The following is a 22,851-nucleotide window of genomic DNA, read 5'->3' on the forward strand; positions in this document are numbered from 1 at the left end:
AGGTCTTTCATGCTGCCAATATGAATCATGTCAAAAAGCCTAACATATAATCAAATACAAATTAAAATCCTTGAAAAATAGTTATCTTTTATAATGAATTCAAGATACACGAAGAAATCTCCTTCATGTCATTGTAGATTGTAGAGAAAAAGTGTAGAATATTTATTACATATTATTAGTACCAAGTAATAATCAATGAATGAAAGGAGTCCAGCTATGCTAAATGGACTTATTATTTTATGTGCTTATCTAATCGGCTCTATACCTTCGGGATTATGGGTAGGCAAAATTTTTTATAAAACGGATATTCGTGAACATGGAAGTGGAAATTTAGGTGCGACAAACACATTTCGTATTTTAGGAAAAAAAGCGGGAATAGTCGTAACGATTATGGATGTCTTAAAAGGTACAGCAGCCGTATTACTTGTAGCTCTTCCTGTCTTCTCTGGCGTTTCCATTCACTCGCTAATTCTTGGACTAGTAGCCGTTGTTGGTCATATGTTCCCTATCTTTGCAGGTTTTCGCGGTGGGAAAGCGGTGGCAACATCAGCAGGCGTTCTCTTAGGTTATTCATGGCCTCTATTTATCTTACTATTTATCGCTTTTGTATTAACATTAAAAATAACGAAGATTGTAAGCTTAACTTCGATGATTGCCGCTTTAGTAGCACTTATTTACTCAATCGTTTATTATTTTGTTACAGGTGATTTTGCGTTAGGTATTTTAGTAGCTTGTTTATTTACCTTTATCATGTATCGTCACCGAGCAAATATTACCCGCATTAAAAATGGTACCGAACCAAAGGTAAAATGGCTGTAACGAAGAGAGGAGCATTCTAATGAATATCACACTAACAGATGTAGCCCTACAATGGTTTAAACAAGAAATGGAAGTAGAATCCGGAGATACGATTCGTTTTTATGCTAGATATGGTGGTTCCAGTCCTTTTCACGAAGGCTTTTCTCTTGGTATGACACGTGAAGAACCAATCGAAATTGGTGTAAAGACAGTTATTGACGATGTGACCTACTATATTGATGAAAAAGATTTATGGTTCTTCAATGACCACAAATTAAATGTAGATGTGGATGCTACTAATGAAGAACTAAAATATACGTATACAAAATAAAGCAGTGTTTCCTTTCTTTATACGAAAGGAACACTGCTTTTTTCTATGAAATCACTTCCAACCTTAGTTTATCTTCTCTCAAAGTTGTACATTCTATATTTATGTAAAAACTTGAGGAGGAAAGAACATGTCTATTTCTAAAATTGCTGATACCTCCCAAAATAACGACCAACTATATAGTTCTCTTTCTCAAAATTTAAAGTTGATTAAAAACACACTGGGGAATAGTAATGACCTTGTCATACGAGAAATAACGATTGGAAAAGCTGAACAATATACGTTAGCAATCATTTATATAGATGGCTTATCCGATAAAATAAGCATTTCTAATTCTGTGATTGATAAGCTAATGCTTGATATTGAAGATCATCAAGATACAGAAATAGAAAAGATTATTCGATATTTGAGAGATTCTTGTTTAACAGCCGGCGATGTGAATGATATTTTCCATTTTTCAGCACTGTACAATTCTATTTTAAAGGGTGATACGGTCATCTTATTAGATGAATCTTCAACTGGTATCGTGACAAGTACACAAGGTGCAAAAGATAGAGCCATTATGGAACCATCCACAGAGTCGGTTATTAGAGGTCCAAGGGAATCGTTTACAGAAACATTACGGACGAACACAGCCCTAATCCGTCGAAAAATTAAAAGTCCAAATCTTTGGATCAAGACCCGGATTGTCGGTGAAGTAACAAAAACGGAAGTTGCAGTTATGTATATAAATGACATTGCCAATGACAAAATAGTAGCAGAGGTTCTTGCCCGATTAGATCGTATTAATATTGATGGTATTTTAGAAGGCGGCTATATCGAAGATTTTATTCAAGATAACAAATTCACTATATTCCCTACTATTTATAATTCTGAACGGCCTGATGTTATTGCTGGTGAGCTATTAGATGGTAAAATTGCCATTTTAGTGGACGGTTCACCGTTTGTCCTCATTGTGCCAGCATTATTTACATCCTTTTTACAATCTGCTGAAGATTATTATCAGCATTGGATGATTAGTTCTCTTGTACGCATTTTGAGATTTTTTGGAATTGCCCTTGCCTTGGTGGCACCATCGCTTTACGTAGCAATCACCACCTTCCATCAAGAAATGCTACCGACTCCGATGCTGATCAGTATTGCATCTCAACGTGAAGGAGTCCCCTTCCCTGCCGTTGTAGAGGCACTCATTATGGAGATTGCCTTTGAGGTGTTAAGAGAAGCAGGTCTTCGCATGCCAAGAACCATTGGACCAGCCGTGTCCATTGTTGGAACATTAGTGATCGGTCAAGCGGCCGTAGAAGCAAATGTTGTATCAGCCGTAATGGTCATTATTGTGGCCTTAACAGCCATTTGTAGCTTCTTGTTCCCTGCTTATGGCTTATCCAATACCGTTCGTGCTCTTCGTTTCCCATTAATGATTGTAGCAGCAATCGTTGGATTATTTGGTGTGATGTTTGGCCTGATGATCATCTTATTACATTTAAGCAGTATACGAACTTTCGGTGTTCCATATTTAAGTCCATTCGGCCCCTTAATTTTAAAGGATCAAAAAGATGCACTTGTGTTGTTCCCGCGTAGAGCTTTATTGACTCGACCACGTTTAATTAGTAAAAAAAACACTGTCAGAGGTCATAAATATATTAATACGAAAAAAAGGAATCAAAAGAATGTATAAACGAGGAATAAACTATGTCAAAATTTAAGGCAATATGTTTACTAATGATTCTTACTTTACTTTTAAGTGGTTGCTGGAGTAAGCGTGAACTCAATGAATTAGCAATTGTCGCAGCATTAGGAATAGATAAAGTAGATAATGAATTTGACATATCAGTTCAAGTTGTAATTCCTGGTGAGATCTCTTCCAAACAGCCTACTTCAGGACGGTCACCGGTTATTACCTATCATTCAAAAGGTGCAACAGTGTTTGAGGCCATAAGAAAAATGACAACATTAACAGCTCGAAAACTTTATTTTTCTCATCTTCAAATAGTTGTGCTCGGCGATGAATTAGCTACAGAAGGAATTGGCAAGCCATTAGATTTAATTTCAAGAGATCATGAATTCAGAAATGATTTCGATGTCATCGTTGCTCATGACGCGACTGCCGAAGAAGTTTTAAATGTATTAACACCTATCGAAAAAGTACCAGCTACTAAATTACTTAATTCTCTTAGGACGTCGGCGAAATCTTGGGGTACAACCCAATCCATTAAAATTGATGAGATAATTAATACTTTAAATAGCAAAGAAAATAGTGTAGTCATGTCTGCTATTGAAATACAGGGGGATAAAAATGTTGGCATGGAACAAATAAATGTTAAAAGATCGAAATCTCCTGTGCTATTAAAATATGCGGGCTTAGCTGTTTTTAAAGAAGATAAACTCATTGGGCTTTTATCGGAAGATGAGAGTAGAAGCCTAGGCTTTTTAAAGGACAAAATAGAAAGTACAATTGAAACTCTTACTTGCCCTAAGGGAGGTACTCTATCAACTGAAATTACACACTCAAAGACAAAAATAAAAGGTAAATTTAAAAATGGATCACCCAAAATCAATGTTTCTATAGATGTTAACCAAAATGTCGGAGAAGTTGAATGTGATATAGACCTTACAAAAGAAAAATCGCTTCACTACATCAATAAAAAAACGGAAGAACTTATTAAAAAGCGAATCGAAAAAACAATCAGTACAGTTCAGCAAAATTATCGGGTCGATATTTTTGGATTCGGCGAAGCACTTCATCGCACAAATCCGAAAGAGTGGAAAAAAATAAAAAAAGAGTGGCTAACCATATTTCAAGAGCTACCTGTTAAAGTTGAAGTACATGTAAACACACAAGGCTTAGGAACGATGGAAAACTCATTAGTGAATAAGCCGGAGGGAGAATAAGCTATGATGATGGCGATATTCATATTTATCATTTCTGCTGTTATAGCCTATGCCTTTATTCCAACATTAAAAAAAAATAAAGAAACGAAAACGATCGTTATTTTTTCGATATTTTTATTGCTTGGTACCGCATTAAATATTGCAATCTTATTAAAGGTCAAAATACCGAGCCCATTAGATTTGATTACCTATATTTTTTCACCAATTAAAGATTACATCATCTCTCTGACAAAGTAATAAGGCAATATTATGTTAAGAAAAAGGGGTAGTTCATAATGGAAAAAGAAATAATTAGTTCAAGACAATTTATGATTATTACCCTTCTCTTTTCAATCGGGACAGCCATTTTAATAATCCCTGCGAGTGTAACAAGCGAAGCAAAGCAAGATGCATGGATTGCAGCGATCATTGGTGTCGTTATAAGTTTGCCCATAGTAAAGCTTTTCGTTGCTTTAGGAAATAAAACACCTACCCTTACATTTATAGAGGCTAATGAAAAGATATTAGGTCGTTTTTTCGGAAAATTTACTGCGATTGGCTTTATTTTTATAACCTTACTTTCTGCCGGTGAATTGTTATATTTCATTGGAATTTTCATGAAAACGGAAATAATGCCAGAAACACCTACGATGGCCTTTGCATTTATGTTCAGTATTATCATTATTTATGCTGCATTTTTAGGAATTGAAGTATTTGCACGTTCTGCAGAAATACTATTTGCCATATTTATATTAATTTTTATTTTCTTTGTCATTTTTATTACACCATCCATCCAAATCGAAAATATACAGCCAATAATGGAAACATCAAAAAAATCATTATTCTTTAGTATGATTCGATTTATAAGTCTTTTTTCATTCCCGCTTGCTGTATTATTAATGATTTTCCCTTCCACAGTTAACGTACAAAAATCTGCACAAAAAGGTTATTACATTGGCACAATTATTGGAGGGATTGCCTTAATTACGATTATCGCACTGTCTATCCTTGTCCTAGGTCCTGTAAATACAGCATCTAGGACATTTCCTAGCTATGCATTAGCTCAAAGAATTTCAATCGGGAATTTTTTGCAGCGTATTGAAGTTATTATGGCAGCCATGTGGATTATATCAATTTATATTAGGACTTTTATGTATTTTTATGCTTCGGTTATCGGTATCGCACAAATATTTAAAATTAAAAATCATCGCCCTCTCATTTTTCCACTCGGCATGATTATCCTTGGAATTTCACAAATTGTTCATCCAAATATCATTCATTCCAATATTTACAATAGAGATATATGGCCTATATTCTCCTTCATTTTAATGATTTTATTACCATTACTATTATTAATAGTCGCGAAGATTCGAAAAATCAATGGTAATCAAGGAGATAATACGCAATGTAATAGTAGTACGCAAAATCAAAATGATAGTAATAACGGAGATACTACACAGAGTGATAGTAGTAGCAATGGCGGGAATGCTTCTCATAGTGCAGGTAGTAGCAATAACGATAATTCTGCTCAAAGTGCAAATAGTAGCAATATCGATAGTTCTACTCAAAGTGATAGTAACAGCAATGGTGGGAATGCTGCTCAAAGTGCAAGTAATAATAATGCCGGAAATACTACACAAAGTAAAAGTGAAAACGATACCGGAAATTCTACACAGAATGATAGCGATACCGGAAATACGCCAAACAGTGATAAGAATAAAAAATCGCCAGACAATTAACAGCAGTATTGTTCATCACCAAAAGTGAAGCGGCTCATCGGACGCCCTCAGGAGGGTGCCCTGCTGGAACGGAAATGAGAAAAGTAAAAAATGATGACCCTATAATATCAAGGTCATCATTTTTCTATAGCACTAAATATGATATTCAATTTGATCAACAAAATCCCATTCGTATGGTGTTTCTTGATAAACATAGTAGTTCAACCAGTTCGAGAATAACAAATGTGTATGAGCACGCCACGTATTAATCGGTTCATTCGCTGGATCATCATTTGGGAAGTAATTCACTGGTACCTCAATATCTAATCCTTTCGCAACATCACGACTATATTCATCCGCTAAAGTGGTTGCATCATATTCAAGGTGACCAGTAATCATAATATTTTTATTGTCTTTAGATTGCACAATGAAAACACCAGCATCTTCTGAATAAGAGAGCAATCGTAAATCAGGGTGGTTGCGTACTTCATCAATCGATACAGACGTATAACGCGAATGTGGTGCCGTAAACAAATCACTAAAGCCGCGTACTAAATCCACTGTTAAATCCGTGATAACATGAGAATATACACCTGAGCATTTAGCAGAAAGCCCAATTTTGCCAATACCGTAATGATGGTATAACGCTGCCTGAGCACCCCAACATATATGTAGAACCGATGTTACGTTTGTTTTGGACCAGTCCATAATTTCTGAAATTTCCTGCCAGTAGTTCACTTCTTCAAACGGCATTTTTTCTACTGGTGCCCCCGTAATAATCATGCCATCATAGCGACGATGACGAATTTGATCGAACGTCGTATAAAATAATTGTAAATGTGATTTACTAACATTTTTCGATTCATGAGTAGCAGTATTCAAAAATGTAATATTCACTTGTAACGGGGTATTCCCTAATAAACGTAGTAATTGCAGCTCTGTTTTTTCTTTTTCTGGCATTAAATTAAAGATTAAGATATTTAACGGACGAATTTGTTGAGTTTTCGCTCTATCCTCTTCCATTACGAAGATTTTTTCCTCACGTAAATGTTCTCCAGCTGGTAAGTTTTTTGGAATATTAATTGGCATCTTGCATTCCCCTCTCTTATATTTCTCTCTGTTAACCCATTATTGGCCTTAGTCTCCATACACAGGCCTTGCGTAAAGTCTTTTTTTCGATGAAATTAAAAAATCCCTCTCATTCCATTTGAGATAGAATGAGAAGGATGTTTACCACGTTCACTCTTATCTCTCAAAGGACAAATCCTTTGCTGGAATTAGCACCTTTCTAACTTTTGTTAGAGGTTGCTGAAGCGTCATCGGGCCAAATCCCTCAACTTCTCATGATAAGATTATTTAATTAAAATGAATTGTAACATGAACAATTAAGAATATCAACAATACATAGAATATTTCGTTATTGACCATGCATGTCATTATGTAATTTGTTTAAAACTAATATTGAAGCTAAGTCCATATATTTTATGGTAAACAAGCTGTAATTATGTTAACATATACCTTTAGTAACAGAGAGGAACGTGAATAGTTTGATTAAAATTGAATTTCCAAAACCAGATTTAGTAATTCGCCAACGCGAACAAGATGTAAAGCCAGGTGATGTACCAATCACACCGTATTTCGGTTTTATTGATTTCCATAAAATCACACGTGAAAATGGCGGCATTTTCTTATTCTACAATGAACAGAATGAACTATTATTTGTCGGTAAAGCACGTAAGATTCGTCAACGTATTAAAAAGCATTTCGAAGACAATGTGTCACCGATGAAAAATCATCGTGATGAAGTTTTCAAAATTGAAGTGTACGAAGTAGATGATCCAATGGAACGTGAAATTTACGAAACATACGCGGTTAATACATTCCGCGCTAAATACAATGTTGATAAAGTTTTTTATTAAGATAAAAGATCTTATATAACATAAAATAAGAATCTACAAGCCATCTGTACATGATGGCTTGTAGATTCTTTTATTATTTTCACTCTACGAAAAAGGCTTTACGTTCTTTTGTAATCCATTCCCCAAGCTCCGTATCATCGCGCTTTAACAGTCGATTGACAAGCACGTCATGCCATATATAATCCTCTAATAAATAAATATGCACTGGGTCATTTGTTATAAAAGCCGTTTCTTGATTGGACGGTGAGTGACCATAAATCATCTCTTGACCATCTATAGACAGTATAAACCAATGGGGCGTAGCAGCATTCCTCGTATATTGAGTAATGCGATGCTGGTCAATCGATGCAACATTTTCATCCACATACAATGTAATGCCATGAACCGGAATACGCTGAGAGACCTCATGTATATCTTCTCGCAATTTTTCATACATATCTTCCCACATTGATAATAGTACTTTTTTCTCCGCTTTTTGTAATAACGACTGACAATAATTGACGATTGCCTCTTTTCCTTTTAGCGTAACAACCTTATGCTCCGCTTCCTGCTCTTTTACCTCTAATTTTTCTAATTGATCACTAATCGACGTAAAATTCGATTGCCAGCGTTGCTCAATTTGTTGTAAAAACACAGCAACCGGAATGGAAGAGTATGTCGTTTGATCTGCAGTTTCTTCTTTCATTACTAACCCTTTTTCAACAAGTACATTAAGTATGTCATATATTCTTGCACGTGGGATACCGGAGTTTTTACTTACTTGATAGGCACTTACATGACTATTTTGTACGAGTGCCGTATAGGCCTTAGCTTCATATTCTGTGAATCCCAGTTCTTTTAATTGGGCGATTAATAATTCCATCGAATCCCTCCATTTCCTCTATTATAATTGAAGGGTATGAAGGTACGCCAACGAAAAAATTAGTCTTTACAGCTCAGTGAATTTTAGTTACTATTTCAGTAGTAACTATCTAAAGAGGTGTAAACATGCTATTTGAAGTAGATTTAAATGTAGTCATATTATTAATATCTTTTGGATTTTTAGCCGCCTTTGTAGATGCGGTCGTTGGTGGAGGTGGCTTAATTGCCTTACCTGCCCTAATGTTTGCCGGTTTAAATCCAGCAGCAGCCGTAGCAACGAATAAGCTTGCTGGTACAATGGGGTCTTTAACATCAACCATTTCCTTTTATCGTTCCGGTCAGCTAGAAATTCGTTCAGTTATCAAATACTTTCCCCTAGCCTTTATTGGATCACTCTTTGGTGCATGGACAGTACATTTAATAAACCCAGAATTACTAAAACCACTTATGCTAATAATGCTTGCTGCTGTTGCAGTCTATACAATCTTCAAAAAAGACTGGGGTTCAGTAGCTGCGGTCAAAAATTTAAAATTTACGCACTTAGTTTTATTCATGCTATTGTTATTTTGCATTGGTTTTTATGATGGATTTCTTGGTCCAGGAACCGGCTCATTTTTAATTTTCAGCTTTTTATTAGTCGGCTTCGATTTTTTAAAGGCAGCAGGAAATGCCAAATTTTTAAACTTAGCAAGTAATTTTGCAGGACTTTTAATGTTCGCCTACTTAGGTCAAATTCATTATGTCTACGGTTTACTAATGGGTGTAGCTCAAATTGCCGGTGCATTTGTAGGCTCACGTATGGCGATTAAAAAAGGTACCGGTTTTGTTCGCGTATTGTTTATTATCGTAACGATTACATTGCTCACTAAAAATGCTTATGATTACATAATTCATTAAAAAACCGCCGTAGATACGCTACTTAATAGGACGAAAATCGTATGTGTTTTTATTGTATTTGTGTAGAAAAAACAACCTAACAATTTATTTTAAATGCATTATTGCATTTAATTAGATTTAGTATAGGAGGGCAAACTTGGGGGGCAAACTTGGGGGGCAAAATTATTTATTACCTACAAGCGCAAAGACACTCTCATTAAGAGAGTGTCTTTTTTAACTACCTTTAATATAAAAACATCGCATCATTTTTTGTAAAATATTCCAATATGGTTAATGGATAAATATCAAAAACAGGCCTCATTTAATTAATGTTGATATGGAATTTAATAAAGCTTTAGCTTTCTAAAGAGAAGATAGATTTATTATTCAAAATTTTGCGAATACAATCTAAACCATTAAAATATTTATCTTAAACTTAAACCTTGTTAAATATTAGGATACTATCTTTTATATTTTTTGTGACATTTTATATATATCAAATGAGTCTCCTCATTAGAATTATGAGTATTTTCGTATATTTTAGTAACATTTATACCCTAAATATACTTATATACAATAATAAACTATGTTATATTTGGTTATTTTACTTACTTTTTTTGAAAATTCGCATTTTAAAATATTGTTATGTATGATTGTAATGTAATGGAAAACAAAAATATGAGTAAGCTAGGAGGAAAGATATGAAGAAAAAAATTACGAAAACATTATTATGTGCGACTTTGGGGATAAGTATTTTAACACCCTTAGCGGTATCCGCCAAAACAGAGGATAATAACGAGCAACAATTGATTAAACAGATTAACCAGAGGGAGAATAGTTTCCCTAATGTAGGACTAGGCACTCAGTGGCTTTTCCAATATTACGATAAATATTTAAGAGCGAATGGATTACTTCGTGTTGCTCCAGTTGTAACTGCGGAAGATTTAGAAGTTAAAAATTCTTATGGTCAATTAGCAATGGAACCCCAAGTAATAAGTACTACCCCACTTTGGGCTGGACAAAGTGATTTAGAAAATGCGACTGACCGTGAACAAACTTTAAATTCAACAGAATTTCGTAAATCTTATACCAACACTACAACTTCTTCTACAGAACATGGATTTATGCTAGGGACTGAAACATCTCTTTCAACTGGCATACCCTTTCTAGCAGAAGGAAAAATCACCTTAAAAGCAGAATATAATTTTAATAGTACTCAGGCGCATGAATCTTCTGAGACTGTAGAGTATGTAGCCCCAACTCAAGCGATTATTGTTCCACCACAAACAATTGCTCGTGTAACGGCAACATTAGATGTAAAAAAAATTAAAGGTAAAATGGACCTTCATTCAGAAATTGGATTGAATAAAGAAGTATATGGTTCCGATAAAATCACAATGTATCATGTATTTGAAGGTATTAAAGGTTCGGTAAGCCTTGGTTCTATTTATGACGATGCCTACAAGCAAGCAGAAAAAGATGGGTATAGTGAAATACCTGAGATTAAAGCTCTTTCAAGAAGTTCTAATAATCCCGATTACTTTTTAACTAGTGGAGTGGGTAGCTTTGAATCAGAATATGGCAGTATTTTCAATGTTAAAGTTGAATTTATAAATATAAAAACCAAAAAGATTGATAAAACAGAAAATATAGTTATACAACCTAACATAAAATCACTAACAAAATAAGTGATATGCTCCCCATTAGGTAGACAGATTTAAATTTTTTAATCTGTTAACCTAATGGGGGAGCATACCATTACACGCTGTACACTTGTATGACTCATATTCAGCTTTGCAACAATCCAACGGAAAGGCATGCCTTCCAGTAACCAATAAAGCACTTCTTGCTCAATGTCACCTGTTACCCTGTCAATTAGATTTTGAACCATCAACAATTCATTCTTTGTTTTGTTAATACGTACCTCGCGAAGCTCTGATTTGAACATGTGCATGTACTGGATCACTTGTGCTTCCTGCAGCTTTTGGCATTGTTGCCTCAATACCATACTTTGCTGTAGATGCAGCAGCTGTTAATGAATCAAGTTCATCCTTCATTCTCATGTACTTACACATGTTGTCATGGTACTTTTTAATTGCCTTGTCTAGTTGGTAGCGATTTAATTCTGTTCTCTCTTTTAACATAGTTTTTCCCTCCTATGTCCTCTATGTGTTATAATTACTTATCTGACTAGCCTAAATAGAAGGGCATAAACCAAATCTTAGCTGTAGCGTCTGCAAACGCTGCGGCTTTTTCTTTTATTCTAAGTAATTTCGAATTTATTAAAACTACAATATTTCGGGCAATTTAACAGTGTAGTCTTTAATGCTACTTAATGCTTGTGCATCAGCAAACTGATGTTAAAAGTACTGAACAAATTTTCATATTAAAACCTCCATTTATTAACTTTAAAGGTTATAATAAGGTATACAAACACTAAATTCTAAGGAGAATTATGAATGAAAATTCAAACCGGTAGTACATTAAATTATTTAAAAACAGAGGTAAATAAAAATATAAAAAAAGAAAGTCTCTTAGATTTATTTGGAATTGAAGATATACATAAAGACGAAGACGAAAACGAAAAAAATAACAAACCTAAACTTGAAATCAGATATGAAGATGGTTATATACGTACATATATTGTGAAAACAATTGGAAAAAAATTAGTTAGATTACTTATTAGGGAAGTAAAACAAACCCAAGAAAACATGAAAGAGTCCGAAGATTTGAATGATATTTCTCACGATCTGTTGTTACAACAGCTTGAACAGTTATCTAATCCAAAAAAATATGAACAGAATACTTCTATTTTTGAAAATAAAAAAAATATTTCTAAATATAAAACAGGTATTTGAGGACGATCAATGTGAACCATGATTAGAAATGATTATTAATACCTGAAGGTTTAACATCTCTTAAAGAGCTGTAGCGTCTGCAAACGCTGCGGCTTTTTTATGATATAATTTACAGAAAATACATAACGAGGTAATGCAATGGGCATATTTTCAGGATTATCAATTGGCGGAAGTCTACTATATTTCATTCCACCAATGCTATTACTACCTATTGTTATGGTAGTATGTGCAGCGATTTATAAAGTCCTATTAGGCAATATTTTGCCAACCAAAATTTATAATTTATTACTTGGCCCAATTGCTCTGCTCGGGTTCTTTATTTGGGCTATCCCGATGAACATGGGATTTTATGATTTTTTTAGAGCGCTGTTTTAATCGCTCTTTTTTTGTTTAATCTTCATACTGTTCATTAGTTTCCTGGAGCGTGTGTCAACGCTTCGGCTTTTTCTGAATCTATTTATATATTATAGTTTGACTAAAAATGAGAAGGCGGATTATGTTCGATTTATCACTTTTGTATAGTGCGACTTGTGTTATTTCTGTTTTATGATTGCTTTTGTTTTATCGTACAAACCTTTTTAGTAATCTTCTTTCCTCATTTGTTCTTGTTTTTTGTCAAAAAAATTCAAATAACTAAAGTTTGGTGGATATATCCCCACCAAACTTTTTAGTTATTTCTTCATATTGTTCAGCAACCTAATACGTTAATTGGTTTCTACTGTACTTTACTTAATAGTAAAAATTACAGGATTAATTATTTCTTTGAGGAATTTTCGGGTAGAAAGTACGCAGATTTTTATCTCCATCCTCTGTTTTAAAAACTGCCAATGTATATTCTTCATCGTTTATCGTTATTGGTATATTTTCCATCTCCGGATTATGGAAATACCCTACAGTACCCATAGCTAACAGTCCTTCTGTACTAAGTCCAACGAAAAAACCACCCGTTTGTTTTATTAGCGTTTTTGAACCTTCATTATCTTTTTCCTTATACTCATATCTTATTGTAATCACTTCAGCTTTATTGCTCATTTCAGCACGACTATTTACTTGAATAGTTTTTAAGAATAAAATCACATCATCTTGATGCGTTTTTTCATAAGGTCCATCGTTAATATAATAGTGATACCACGAATGGTGACCATCTAATTTATTTCCACGACCCTCTTCACCAATAAATACATGTTCAAATGCTGAAGTACTATTATGATAATATTGCTTAAACCATATTTGTTTTAACAATACTATCCAGTCATCATCCGAAGCATTAGCTGAAATTTGTCCACTTTCGATTGCATACTCCCGTGCTATTTTCATTGGTTCTGTTTTAATAGCAAAATTTAGAAACTCTTTTACTTCATCTAATTCTTCCTGTGGCGTCGGATCATCATGATTGCGTCTCCAATCATAATTGTCATGAAGTTTTTTGAATAATTCATATGATGCCAATTTACTTTCAGGAATAACTACAGTTTCTAAAACATTGACTTGCCCATCTGAACTATTTGAATTTCTTCCTTCTGGAAACGGGTTAGTATTAACAATTACATATCCCATTTCTTCATTTTTTTCATTGTCACTTAATCCTTTAATTAAAGGTATTAATCCATTGCCCTTCATATCTGCTTGCCAAATATCATTAAAAATCATCCTATAACCTCCTTGTATTAGTTAACACAGGCTTATGTTGAGGTTAACGTATGTTTTTAATTCTAAGTAATTAATGGAATTACTTTGTATTTTTTTCATAACGAATTGTAAGTAATACATTGAATTAAACTTCAGGGCTATCATCATGCATAAAAACACGTTTTTTCCTAAAATTTACCATTCGTTTGTTTTACTACGTATGAGTTGATTAACTATGAGTAAACTATCCGAATCAAGAATGTAACAGTGCAACGTTCATTTAGCACCAAAACATTGTCCTATCTTCTAAAGTCCAAGATAAAGTTTTTAAAAAGAAATGGCATTATTAGTTTGCACAATAACCACACCCTAAAAAATTCTTAGTAGGTTGTTTTGTTATCATCAGTAATCACTCCTTACTTCAGAATGGGAGGTCATCCTCATTAACTTCCTTAGACTCTTTCCTATTTGCAAAAGGATCATCCTCTACATTTAAATAACTTGGCTGGTTGTTATTACCGCCATTATCGCCCTGTGAAGCCCCTTTATCGGTTCTACCCCTTTCCGTCGCTTCGAAGGTTCTATCCGTCAATTCAGTGTTTCTATCCACGATTCTCGATGTTCTATCCATTACTCTTTGAATACAATATAAAACGCCGTAGATATTCTATCTCTACGGCGTTTTATATGTCAGATAAACAACTTTTCGTCTTTAAATTTATGACTCGTTAATAAGCTAACGATAACAAAAATGAATAAGGAAGCGACGATTGGAATTGTCACGGTATGCATGCCAAAGACAGAAGGATAAAAACGATCAATGATAATATATAAGGTCATCCCTGAAATCATTGACGCAATCGCACCATATTTGTTGGCCTTTTTCCAATAGAGTCCTAAAACGAAGGTCCAAATAAAGACTGCCTCAAGTCCGCCGAAAGCAAATAAATTAAGCCATACTAATAAATCTGGTGGATTTAGTGCAAAAATGATAACCGCTAAACCAATCACTGCTGTAACAATAAAGCTTGCACGCTTAATTTCCGAATCATTAGCTGTCGGTTTTATATAATTTAAATAAATATCTTTCACTACTGTCGAGCTTACAAGCATCAACAACGCATTAACTGTAGACATCGTTGCTGCCATTGGTGCTGCTAAAACAACGCCAGCTAAAAATGGCGGTAAAACTTTTAATGTTAGCAATGGCATAACTTTATCACCAATCTCCATACCTGGCATCACTGGTCGTGCAAAAACACCAATTAAATGCATCCCAAACATGATTGTCCCAATGGCAATAGTGCCAATGATAATGGCTAAATGCATGCTTCTTGAATCTTTATAGCTCATCGCACGAACAGCGATTTGTGGAAGCCCGACCACTCCAACACCGATCAAAATCCAAAATGTAGAAACGTATAATGGCGTTAATTCACCTTCAGCTCCAAATGGAGACACAAGATTCGGATTCTCAGCGACAAGTGAGGCCATAATATTATCAATTCCTCCGCCAGCGATGATTGTCCCAATTAATAAAATAACTGTTCCGATCACCATAATCGAGCCTTGCACCGTATCCGTCAATGCTACAGCGCGGAAGCCCCCAATGATCACATAAACTAACACGGAAATCGCAAAAATAAACAGTGCCGTTGTGTAGTTTAAGCCCGTTAATGATTCAATTAATCGAGCACCACCTACCCATTGTGCCATCATGGCAGAAAATAAAAAGATGATGATACTTATGGCAGATAAAATGACTATGGCATGGCTTTTATAACGCTCTCGTAAAAAATCTATTAACGTGATCGCTTGATAACGTCTTGCAATAATAGCAAATTTCTTCCCAAGAATCATTAAAACAAAATAACCCGCTGGAAGCTGAGCCATCGCCAGTAAGACCCAACCAAGCCCTTTCGTATAAGCAACACCTGGACCACCAATAAAGCTACTTGCACTACCGTACGTAGCAATCATTGTCATCGCAAGGATGAAGCCTCCCATTTCACGACCACCGAGGAAATATTCCTGTAAAAATGAATTGGAAGAGCGTATATGTTTATTTGACCAGATACCAATACCAAAGATGATGACTAAAAATAATAGCAGTGGAACAATAACTTGCCAGTGCATTATCGATCCACCTCCTCATCGTCAAATGGTACCTCTTTGAAAAAGAGTTTCATGACGAGCCAGATTAAAATAATCATAAATCCTGTCCCTGCAATACAGCTATAGAAAAACCATGCAGGGAAACCGAAAACATACGTATAGCTTGTTGGATCACCAGAGCCTAGTCCATAGGCAAAGCCGAACCATATCGCAAAGTTAACGATAACAAGTCCAATACCGATAAGCGCCTCTCGATGCGCAATTTTAAAACGTTGATCTTTCAAATTACTGTCCCCCTAACCTACTCTATTTTACTGATATGTTCGTATTATGGGAACCTTTGTGAGAAAAATAAATGTTTGATTAAAATAAGATTTAATTCTTTGCTTTTCTCTTGGGACATTATTTAGATTATTTAGCATAGCCACTACAAAAAAATGAAGACAAAATGAAAAGGCATGAGTTCAATATAATACCGAACTCATGCCAGCCAATTAGCTGCATAATAAACACACTACTTTAAGGGGTCACTACATTAGGTGCTCTTTTTAATTTTTATAATTATTTGTGTAAAATAAAATGAAGAAAGATAATATTTACACATATTTTTAATTCTATATCTCTATCAAGTAGTGTTTTTTTTCTAAAATCTATAAGATCTTTTTCTTCTACATAAATGATTTTAGATAAACTTTCTGTTGTTAACATGTAATCAGTTAGCAAATCATTCAATATTAATTTTACTCTTTCTTTTACATCGAAATTTTTAAATCCAAAATTTAACATTGTCAATTTATTATCAATTTCTTCGGACTTTTCATTTGTGATGATATCTGAATCATTCATTAAGGTTCCTATCTCACTAACAGATAAATTTAATAATTTGGATAGTAGTTGATTATTTAAATTATAATTCTAGAGTTTGATCTTTAAGGTAGTCATATTGTTTTGAGTGATTAGATACAGCAAATAATTCCGCTTCATTCTCATAATCTTCCATTATATCACACCTCAAGTACAATGATTCACAATCTTATTCTATCTTTTACACTAACACTTCTTTATTTAGGGAACCCATCAGTAGGTAAGCAAATATATTTAGCTATATTTAAAGATACTAACGAAATAGTCTTCTTCAGGAAAATCCCCCATATATTCTAAACCATTCCTTGAATAAAACTGTTTTAACTTTTCATTTCCTGCCCAACAATCTAAATACAAGGTTTTATCTAATCCTTTTGCCAAAAAACAAGCAAATTTTGTTATAGCAGAACCAATGTTTTTTCCTTGGAACTTGGGTAAAATAGCAATTTGAGATAGATACTTACTTTTATCATCAAGTAAAAGCTCATTTATATTTTCTATATCATATATACAAAATGTTCCTATTATTTCTTCCTCTAGTATTAAAACGTACAAAAAGTTATTCTTTAATTGGTTTATAATTTTATTATTATCCCAAGGGTATTCCCATTGGGATATTCCTTTTTGTTGTAAATTTAATGTAGCCTCATTTAATATATACATCAATTGCGATAAGTCACCGATTTCAGCTAATCTTATTTCCACTTTTAGCTCTCCTTTTATGCTTTTAGTTTTCATCAATGCTGAAAGAAGTTAAAGGTCTTTCTGGTCGGTTAGCGCAATATTTGCAATTAGGGTCACTACATTGTGATTCAGTCCAACTATTACATTTAGGGCAAAAATAAGCATCAAAATCATCGTAATATACTAGATTAAACTTGCATTTAGAACAATATTTATCGTGTTCAATTTGACCATAAAATTCAAAGTTGTCTATTATTACTTTTCCATACTTTTCAACGATTTTCATAAATATACTCCTTTAAAAATATTTATGTATCAAATAACTATTTTAACATACATCCATTTAATTTTGAATATTCCCAATTTTCATCAATATAACCTTAATCGTTAGTTGAATAGGATCAATCTGAAAACAGCCTATATCTTTTTTACATAGGCGTTTAAATAGGCTGAATGTTCATTTAATAATTGATATGAATTACCGCAACATAGGTTGATGAATGAACAAATTGTAGTTGTAGTAAATAAAGCCATCTTTGATAAAAAAGAGGATAGATAGAGCGAATTTATTTAAGCTCTTCTATCCTTTTAATAAAATTTGAGAAAAACTGTTCCCTTTTGTGTACTTGTTTGTACTTCAAATAGCTAGGATCAGCGCATCTTTAATATTGGAATTTCTTTATTAAACTTTGAAGCTCGTCTGCCTGTTGTGCCATTTCTTTTGCTGAAGAAGCCATATTATCTATGAAAGCTAATTGCTCCTCTGCTGTTATCGTAACGTGTTCCGTGCTTTCAGTAGCCTTGCTTGCAATGCGTGCCATTGTTTCTGTTGAAGCAGTAACTTCTTCAACACTTGCAGACATTTGTTCCGTCACAGCGGAGATGTCATGCAACTGTGTACTTACACCCTTAATCGACTGCATGATCTTGTGGAAGGCCAGTTTTGTATCATCGACAACATCCATACCTGCGGCAGCTTCCTTCGAGTTACTAGAAATAGCCGTAATAACATTAGCCGTATCACTTTGGATTGAATGAATAAGGGATGCTATTTGATCAGCAGATTTCTTTGATTGTTCTGCCAATTTACGAACTTCATCTGCAACGACAGCAAAGCCTTTTCCTTGCTCCCCGGCACGAGCCGCTTCGATGGCTGCGTTTAAGGCAAGCAAATTCGTTTGATCGGCTATGCTTGTAATCACATCAACGATATTGCCAATTTGTTGCGACTGATCACCTAAAATTCGGACCTGCGCCTCTACATGGTCAGATGATTTATTAATTATTGTCATTTGATTTAATACACGATTCAATGAATCATTTCCTTGAGCAGCCTCGTCACTCATTAAATCAGCAGCATCTGAAACCGTTGAAGCCGTTTCAGCAACTTGTTGGATGCCAATCGCCATTTCCTGCATGGCTGTTAAACTATCACTTGTGCTATGTAGTGTTGTTCTTGAACCATCGGCTAAATCTTGTAGTGTTGAAGTTAGCTGTCTCGTCATGTCAGCGGTTTGCTGCGATTTAGATGTTAAACCATCAGACGATACATCAACTTGTTTAGAAGATTGTGCTATTTGTTGCATGACTACCTTTAAGCTTGTCAGCATTTTATTAAACGATTGCGCAAGCTCGCCTGCTTCATCCTTGGAATTAATTTGTAGCTGTTTTGTTAAATCTCCCTCTCCATCCGCAATATCTCGAAGTTGAGCATTCATTTCACGAAGCGGCTTCACAAATGCTCTTGTAAACAGGAAGCTACCTAATATAGCAATGACAGCTCCGATAAACAATACGATGAGAAGCTTGCCGATAAATGCAAAAATTATAGCATTCACTTCATCGATCGTTTCACCGACAAACCACATCCCAATGATGTCTCCATTTGCATCTTTAATAGGTGCATACAGTGTTAAATATTTTGTACCTACTACATCTGCCTCACCAATAAAGGTTTCCCCTTTAGTCATTACATTTTCAACGACTTTTGGATCAGCATCTTTACCAACTAAACGTTCGCCATTTAGCTTTAGATTAGTAATAAGTCCTTTAGAGCCTTGGAAAATGGTTACACCACCATCGATGCTTTCACCAACCTCATCAACAAAGGCTTCCTCATCAACTATTTTTGAATCCCCTTTGTAAAGTTCCCCATCTTTTATACTCCAATCTCCCTTAAATCGTTCTTCTAGAAGCGCATAGCCGACCTTTGAAATATGGGTTACACTCTGCTCAAAATTATTAAGCATAATTTCCTTCACTTGTATATGGGATACAAATCCAATCATAATGCTTAAAAACAGAATAACGCCCACTAAAAGCAAATTAAATTTCGTACTAATTTTAAAAGTGCGCAAATAATTTATCTCTCCTTTTCTCATATTCATCAGGAATATTATGTATAAAATGTAAGCCATTTTTATTAAACATGATTCTATAAATAGTTTCAATACATTATCAATAAATTAACAATTTTAATATAAATGAGTTGTTGGTGAGCAGTGGTTATGGATCTTGCAAAGCTTTGAATCTAGAGGGTGGACTGTTTATTTTGTAGAGCTTGAAGCTGATGTAGTAGAAAGATTGGAAAGAAATAAAAGCGGTAATCGACTTGAGCATAAACCTTCAAAAAGAGATATTGAATGGTCCGAAAAGGATTTGAAAAGCTCGATGGAAAAATACAGATTAAATTCCTTAGAAGGCGAATTAAAATATGGAAATTATCTCAAGATCAACAACACAAATTTGAGTGCTGAAGAAGTTGCTTTGAGCATAAAGGAAATATTTCATTTGTAGAATTGAAAAACGTCTGGATCTCCAAGCGTTTTTTCGGTTCTATAATCACTTGTAACTATAATTAATCAACTATTAATCATTCCTAAAACAATATATTATTTCTTCTTCTAACTGACTTAAATTGCGATTTAGTTGAGTAGATAGTTCATTAACTAAATTCGAATGGTTTCCTTGATATTTTTCTGTTAAATCACAAATTAACTTTAACAACATTATATACCCCATAAAATCCTCTTTAGAAAATGGGGGCTCATGTGAAAGTACATAAAATTCGGCATCAAACATTTCAATGTTTTCTAAGAGATGTCTAACATTTTCAACTTTATATTGTGGTTGTTGTGTGTAAATACTTGGATACAAGCAATCCCCTAAGAAAAGTACCTTTTCTCCTTCTACATAAATAATTGATGAGTCATCGGAATGATCTCCACCGACATGTTTGACTACACACCGATTACCACCTAATTCAATCTCATATTTATCTTTAAAAGTAATACTAGGTAATTTGATGGTAATATTTCTGTCTTCTCCAATTTCTTTTTTAATCATGTCGGAACAAAATTGATTCTCTAGGCCTTTTTCGACACGATTATCTAAAGCTTCATCTGACCAATCATATTCCATCATTTTTTCAAGATGCATTTTTGTGTTTTCATGTGCAATTGTTAAGAGATTCATCTGATTTGTTCCAAAGCTATGATCCCAATGCCAATGCGTTAATACTACAGAATGATAATTAGCAATTTGACTTTGATTTAGTTCATCAAGAAATAACTTAGTATGTTTATCAGAATTTCCTGCATCTACAATTAAGGTTTGGTGATCCCCACAAATGGCAGACAGTATTGGTCGATCTGTATCAGGATCATGCGGCAAATAATGTATACGATTAGTTAGTTGTTTCAAATTTTTCTCCATTATCTTAACTCCCTTTGTTTTCATTTGTTCCGACAATCTTATTTAATGTATCAAGAACATTTTTTAACTCTGTTAAGCTAACTTTCGAATAATATTTTTCCACAAGCATGGCGTCAATTTTATTTAGAAGCTGATGAAACTCTTGACCTCTATCCCCAAGATAAATAAAGGTCTCTCTACGGTTTATTGAATTCTCTTGACGATAGATCATTTTCATTTCTTCGAGCTTTGAAATTACTTGGCTAACCGCACTTTTTGAAATACCAAAATGATTTGCAATATCATTCGCAATTACAGGCTCATTGCGAATAATATAAAACATAATAATTTCTTGTTGAGGAGTTAAGTGAAAGTTCTCTAATTCCTCAACCTCTTTGGTTTCTTGTAAAACTAACAACTTGAACTGCTCAAACTTTTGATTGATTTGGTCTATCATTATTAAATAATCATCCACAGATTTATCAGCCCCAATCCATTTATAGTTAAGTTCAGTTTACTTAACTATTATTGAGTTGTCAATTATTGTATGAACACATTAAAAATGGAAATATTCTATTCTCCTTGATATTATTTTTTCATAGCCACTGCTCACTAATTGGTGAGCAGTGGCAGACAGTAAATTCACAACTAAAGGAACGTCGGGGCAACAAATGATTTTTGCGCGAAAGCGTAGCGCTAATGAAGTGCCAGAATATGTTCTTCAAAAGGATTACTATGATTATTAAAGCTCCTGATACTCTATTTAGTTATTGAATGGTCATCAATCGCTTGAACAGCTAGTTCCAACGCTTTAATCCTTCTTTCTAAAAGCGTTCTTTGGGGACTACCAACCTTTGACTTCATGTATATGTTCTCAATTGATGGTAATAAACCAGCGAGAACATTGCGCGCTACGGCTAAATCTTCTTGGGTAAAATGATGGGGGCTTTGACTCCATACATTTTCTAGCATCGCTAATCCAATGCAAACAGCTTTAAGTCGTTTCTTTACTAAAGTAGTATTTGCGCCTTTCTCGGTCATCTGAGACAAGGCATTTTCGAGTTTGCTGATTGTCGATTGTAAGGATTTTATTGATTCCAATTTTTCTACATTTGTTATGTTTTCCATAGTAGTACTGACCTTTCTTCATTTCTGAAATATATTCTTTGTTACTGAAAATCGTTAAAAATCTGATTTCACTCGCAATATTTTATCATAATTACACAAGGGATTCTCAAAACCTGGCCCAATTGAATAGCCTCCCCTATCCGTTTATTCACATCTTCAAGGGACTTCCTCGAATAGAGAATGAAGGAAACATTTCATATATAAAAACAAAAAAACGCCTGAATTTCCAAGCGTTTTTTATCTTCATTCAGTAGAAGACGCCTCCATCTAAATGTGATGAACTGAATGCGGATGTGGTTCCTTTTTAGAGGTGTTCATAGACCTACTGAAATAGATGAACTCAGTCTAAGAACGCCACGTCCTGTGGCAACGACTGAGTGACCAACATCCTGTTTGCCCAAGGCCTTCGGCGGATGTCACGGATTTTAAAAGGAATGAATAAAGGATGTTAGCCTAACACCTTCGCATCCTGCGAAAACGGCTAACTGTCCTGCATCGGTAAAAACTCT

At 34.3% G+C, this 22,851-nt stretch carries 25 protein-coding genes, 2 pseudogenes and 1 riboswitch; of the genes and pseudogenes, 12 read left to right on the forward strand and 15 right to left on the reverse strand.

All coding sequences use genetic code 11. The annotated features are described in order from the left end of the window. The first annotated feature begins 216 nt into the window (after positions 1-216). The 6 genes from plsY (at position 217) to ACFTQ7_RS08155 (ending at position 5,736) form a co-directional block, all read left to right on the forward strand. Positions 217-819 carry a glycerol-3-phosphate 1-O-acyltransferase PlsY gene (plsY, locus tag ACFTQ7_RS08130; protein WP_386828064.1) on the forward strand — a complete coding sequence of 201 codons (603 nt, stop codon included), beginning with the start codon at positions 217-219 and terminating at the stop codon, positions 817-819. Between the two features lie 19 nt (positions 820-838). Beyond that, positions 839-1,129, forward strand: a complete 291-nt coding sequence (locus tag ACFTQ7_RS08135) for a HesB/YadR/YfhF family protein (protein WP_386828065.1) — start codon at positions 839-841, stop codon at positions 1,127-1,129. A gap of 127 nt (positions 1,130-1,256) precedes the next feature. Beyond that, positions 1,257-2,804, forward strand: a complete 1,548-nt coding sequence (locus ACFTQ7_RS08140; RefSeq protein WP_386828066.1) for a spore germination protein — start codon at positions 1,257-1,259, stop codon at positions 2,802-2,804. 14 nt (positions 2,805-2,818) lie between these two features. Next, positions 2,819-4,018, forward strand: a complete 1,200-nt coding sequence (locus ACFTQ7_RS08145) for a Ger(x)C family spore germination protein (protein WP_386828067.1) — start codon at positions 2,819-2,821, stop codon at positions 4,016-4,018. Between the two features lie 3 nt (positions 4,019-4,021). Further along, positions 4,022-4,255: a hypothetical protein gene (locus ACFTQ7_RS08150; RefSeq protein ID WP_386828068.1), complete on the forward strand. Its 234-nt coding sequence runs from the start codon at positions 4,022-4,024 to the stop codon at positions 4,253-4,255. Positions 4,256-4,293: 38 nt separating this feature from the next. Continuing rightward, positions 4,294-5,736: a GerAB/ArcD/ProY family transporter gene (locus ACFTQ7_RS08155; protein WP_386828069.1), complete on the forward strand. Its 1,443-nt coding sequence runs from the start codon at positions 4,294-4,296 to the stop codon at positions 5,734-5,736. A gap of 132 nt (positions 5,737-5,868) precedes the next feature. Here ACFTQ7_RS08155 and metA read toward each other — a convergent pair whose 3' ends face one another. Next, positions 5,869-6,804: a homoserine O-acetyltransferase MetA gene (gene metA / locus ACFTQ7_RS08160; protein ID WP_386828070.1), complete on the reverse strand. Its 936-nt coding sequence runs from the start codon at positions 6,802-6,804 to the stop codon at positions 5,869-5,871. 153 nt (positions 6,805-6,957) lie between these two features. Continuing rightward, positions 6,958-7,068: riboswitch (SAM riboswitch) on the reverse strand. 194 nt (positions 7,069-7,262) lie between these two features. On the opposite strand from metA, the gene ACFTQ7_RS08165 reads away from it, so the two are divergent. Beyond that, complete coding sequence (locus tag ACFTQ7_RS08165; RefSeq protein ID WP_349658035.1) at positions 7,263-7,634, forward strand: nucleotide excision repair endonuclease; 372 nt, start codon at positions 7,263-7,265, stop codon at positions 7,632-7,634. A 79-nt stretch (positions 7,635-7,713) separates the two neighbouring features. Here ACFTQ7_RS08165 and ACFTQ7_RS08170 read toward each other — a convergent pair whose 3' ends face one another. Then, positions 7,714-8,496, reverse strand: a complete 783-nt coding sequence (locus tag ACFTQ7_RS08170; protein WP_386828071.1) for a TrmB family transcriptional regulator — start codon at positions 8,494-8,496, stop codon at positions 7,714-7,716. 125 nt (positions 8,497-8,621) lie between these two features. Here ACFTQ7_RS08170 and ACFTQ7_RS08175 point away from each other — a divergent pair, with 125 nt between their 5' ends. Both ACFTQ7_RS08175 and ACFTQ7_RS08180 read left to right on the forward strand, forming a co-directional pair. Next, positions 8,622-9,392, forward strand: coding sequence for a TSUP family transporter (locus tag ACFTQ7_RS08175; RefSeq protein WP_386828072.1), 771 nt, complete (start codon positions 8,622-8,624; stop codon positions 9,390-9,392). 680 nt (positions 9,393-10,072) lie between these two features. Then, positions 10,073-11,059, forward strand: coding sequence for an ETX/MTX2 family pore-forming toxin (locus ACFTQ7_RS08180; RefSeq protein ID WP_386828073.1), 987 nt, complete (start codon positions 10,073-10,075; stop codon positions 11,057-11,059). Between the two features lie 38 nt (positions 11,060-11,097). Here ACFTQ7_RS08180 and ACFTQ7_RS08185 read toward each other — a convergent pair whose 3' ends face one another. Then, positions 11,098-11,262: a hypothetical protein gene (locus ACFTQ7_RS08185; RefSeq protein ID WP_386828074.1), complete on the reverse strand. Its 165-nt coding sequence runs from the start codon at positions 11,260-11,262 to the stop codon at positions 11,098-11,100. Between the two features lie 22 nt (positions 11,263-11,284). After that, positions 11,285-11,515 (reverse strand): hypothetical protein, encoded by a 231-nt coding sequence (locus ACFTQ7_RS08190; RefSeq protein WP_386828075.1) that lies wholly within the window; start codon positions 11,513-11,515, stop codon positions 11,285-11,287. Between the two features lie 315 nt (positions 11,516-11,830). On the opposite strand from ACFTQ7_RS08190, the gene ACFTQ7_RS08195 reads away from it, so the two are divergent. After that, positions 11,831-12,229: a hypothetical protein gene (locus ACFTQ7_RS08195; protein ID WP_386828076.1), complete on the forward strand. Its 399-nt coding sequence runs from the start codon at positions 11,831-11,833 to the stop codon at positions 12,227-12,229. A gap of 138 nt (positions 12,230-12,367) precedes the next feature. After that, positions 12,368-12,604, forward strand: a complete 237-nt coding sequence (locus ACFTQ7_RS08200) for a hypothetical protein (RefSeq protein ID WP_386828077.1) — start codon at positions 12,368-12,370, stop codon at positions 12,602-12,604. 375 nt (positions 12,605-12,979) lie between these two features. Here ACFTQ7_RS08200 and ACFTQ7_RS08205 read toward each other — a convergent pair whose 3' ends face one another. The 8 genes and pseudogenes from ACFTQ7_RS08205 to ACFTQ7_RS08240 form a co-directional block, all read right to left on the reverse strand. Next, positions 12,980-13,879: a hypothetical protein gene (locus tag ACFTQ7_RS08205; protein ID WP_386828078.1), complete on the reverse strand. Its 900-nt coding sequence runs from the start codon at positions 13,877-13,879 to the stop codon at positions 12,980-12,982. A gap of 400 nt (positions 13,880-14,279) precedes the next feature. Beyond that, positions 14,280-14,489: a hypothetical protein gene (locus ACFTQ7_RS08210; protein WP_386828079.1), complete on the reverse strand. Its 210-nt coding sequence runs from the start codon at positions 14,487-14,489 to the stop codon at positions 14,280-14,282. 59 nt (positions 14,490-14,548) lie between these two features. Then, complete coding sequence (gene panF / locus ACFTQ7_RS08215) at positions 14,549-15,994, reverse strand: sodium/pantothenate symporter (RefSeq protein ID WP_386828080.1); 1,446 nt, start codon at positions 15,992-15,994, stop codon at positions 14,549-14,551. Beyond that, positions 15,994-16,257: a YhdT family protein gene (locus tag ACFTQ7_RS08220; protein WP_386828081.1), complete on the reverse strand. Its 264-nt coding sequence runs from the start codon at positions 16,255-16,257 to the stop codon at positions 15,994-15,996. The genes panF and ACFTQ7_RS08220 overlap by 1 nt, the downstream gene beginning before the upstream one ends. Positions 16,258-16,534: 277 nt before the next feature. Then, positions 16,535-16,876, reverse strand: a pseudogene (locus tag ACFTQ7_RS08225) (HTH domain-containing protein); the annotation flags it as partial. A gap of 195 nt (positions 16,877-17,071) precedes the next feature. Further along, on the reverse strand, positions 17,072-17,542 hold the full coding sequence (locus tag ACFTQ7_RS08230; protein WP_386828082.1) for a GNAT family N-acetyltransferase: 471 nt from the start codon (positions 17,540-17,542) through the stop codon (positions 17,072-17,074). 22 nt (positions 17,543-17,564) lie between these two features. Then, complete coding sequence (locus ACFTQ7_RS08235) at positions 17,565-17,807, reverse strand: hypothetical protein (protein WP_386828083.1); 243 nt, start codon at positions 17,805-17,807, stop codon at positions 17,565-17,567. A 376-nt stretch (positions 17,808-18,183) separates the two neighbouring features. Further along, positions 18,184-19,878, reverse strand: coding sequence for a methyl-accepting chemotaxis protein (locus ACFTQ7_RS08240; protein WP_386828084.1), 1,695 nt, complete (start codon positions 19,876-19,878; stop codon positions 18,184-18,186). 154 nt (positions 19,879-20,032) lie between these two features. On the opposite strand from ACFTQ7_RS08240, the pseudogene ACFTQ7_RS08245 reads away from it, so the two are divergent. Continuing rightward, positions 20,033-20,317: pseudogene (locus tag ACFTQ7_RS08245) on the forward strand (shikimate kinase); the annotation flags it as partial. A gap of 72 nt (positions 20,318-20,389) precedes the next feature. Here ACFTQ7_RS08245 and ACFTQ7_RS08250 read toward each other — a convergent pair. The 3 genes from ACFTQ7_RS08250 to ACFTQ7_RS08260 all read right to left on the reverse strand — a co-directional run bounded on the left by ACFTQ7_RS08250 (position 20,390) and on the right by ACFTQ7_RS08260 (position 22,342). After that, complete coding sequence (locus ACFTQ7_RS08250) at positions 20,390-21,235, reverse strand: MBL fold metallo-hydrolase (RefSeq protein ID WP_386828085.1); 846 nt, start codon at positions 21,233-21,235, stop codon at positions 20,390-20,392. Between the two features lie 4 nt (positions 21,236-21,239). Further along, positions 21,240-21,689: a MarR family winged helix-turn-helix transcriptional regulator gene (locus ACFTQ7_RS08255; protein WP_386828086.1), complete on the reverse strand. Its 450-nt coding sequence runs from the start codon at positions 21,687-21,689 to the stop codon at positions 21,240-21,242. 284 nt (positions 21,690-21,973) lie between these two features. Next, positions 21,974-22,342, reverse strand: coding sequence for a hypothetical protein (locus ACFTQ7_RS08260; protein ID WP_386828087.1), 369 nt, complete (start codon positions 22,340-22,342; stop codon positions 21,974-21,976). Positions 22,343-22,851 lie beyond the last annotated feature (509 nt).

Source organism: Lysinibacillus sp. NPDC056959, from assembly GCF_042674095.1.
In the GTDB taxonomy this organism is placed as follows: Bacteria; Bacillota; Bacilli; order Bacillales_A; family Planococcaceae; genus Lysinibacillus; species Lysinibacillus zambalensis.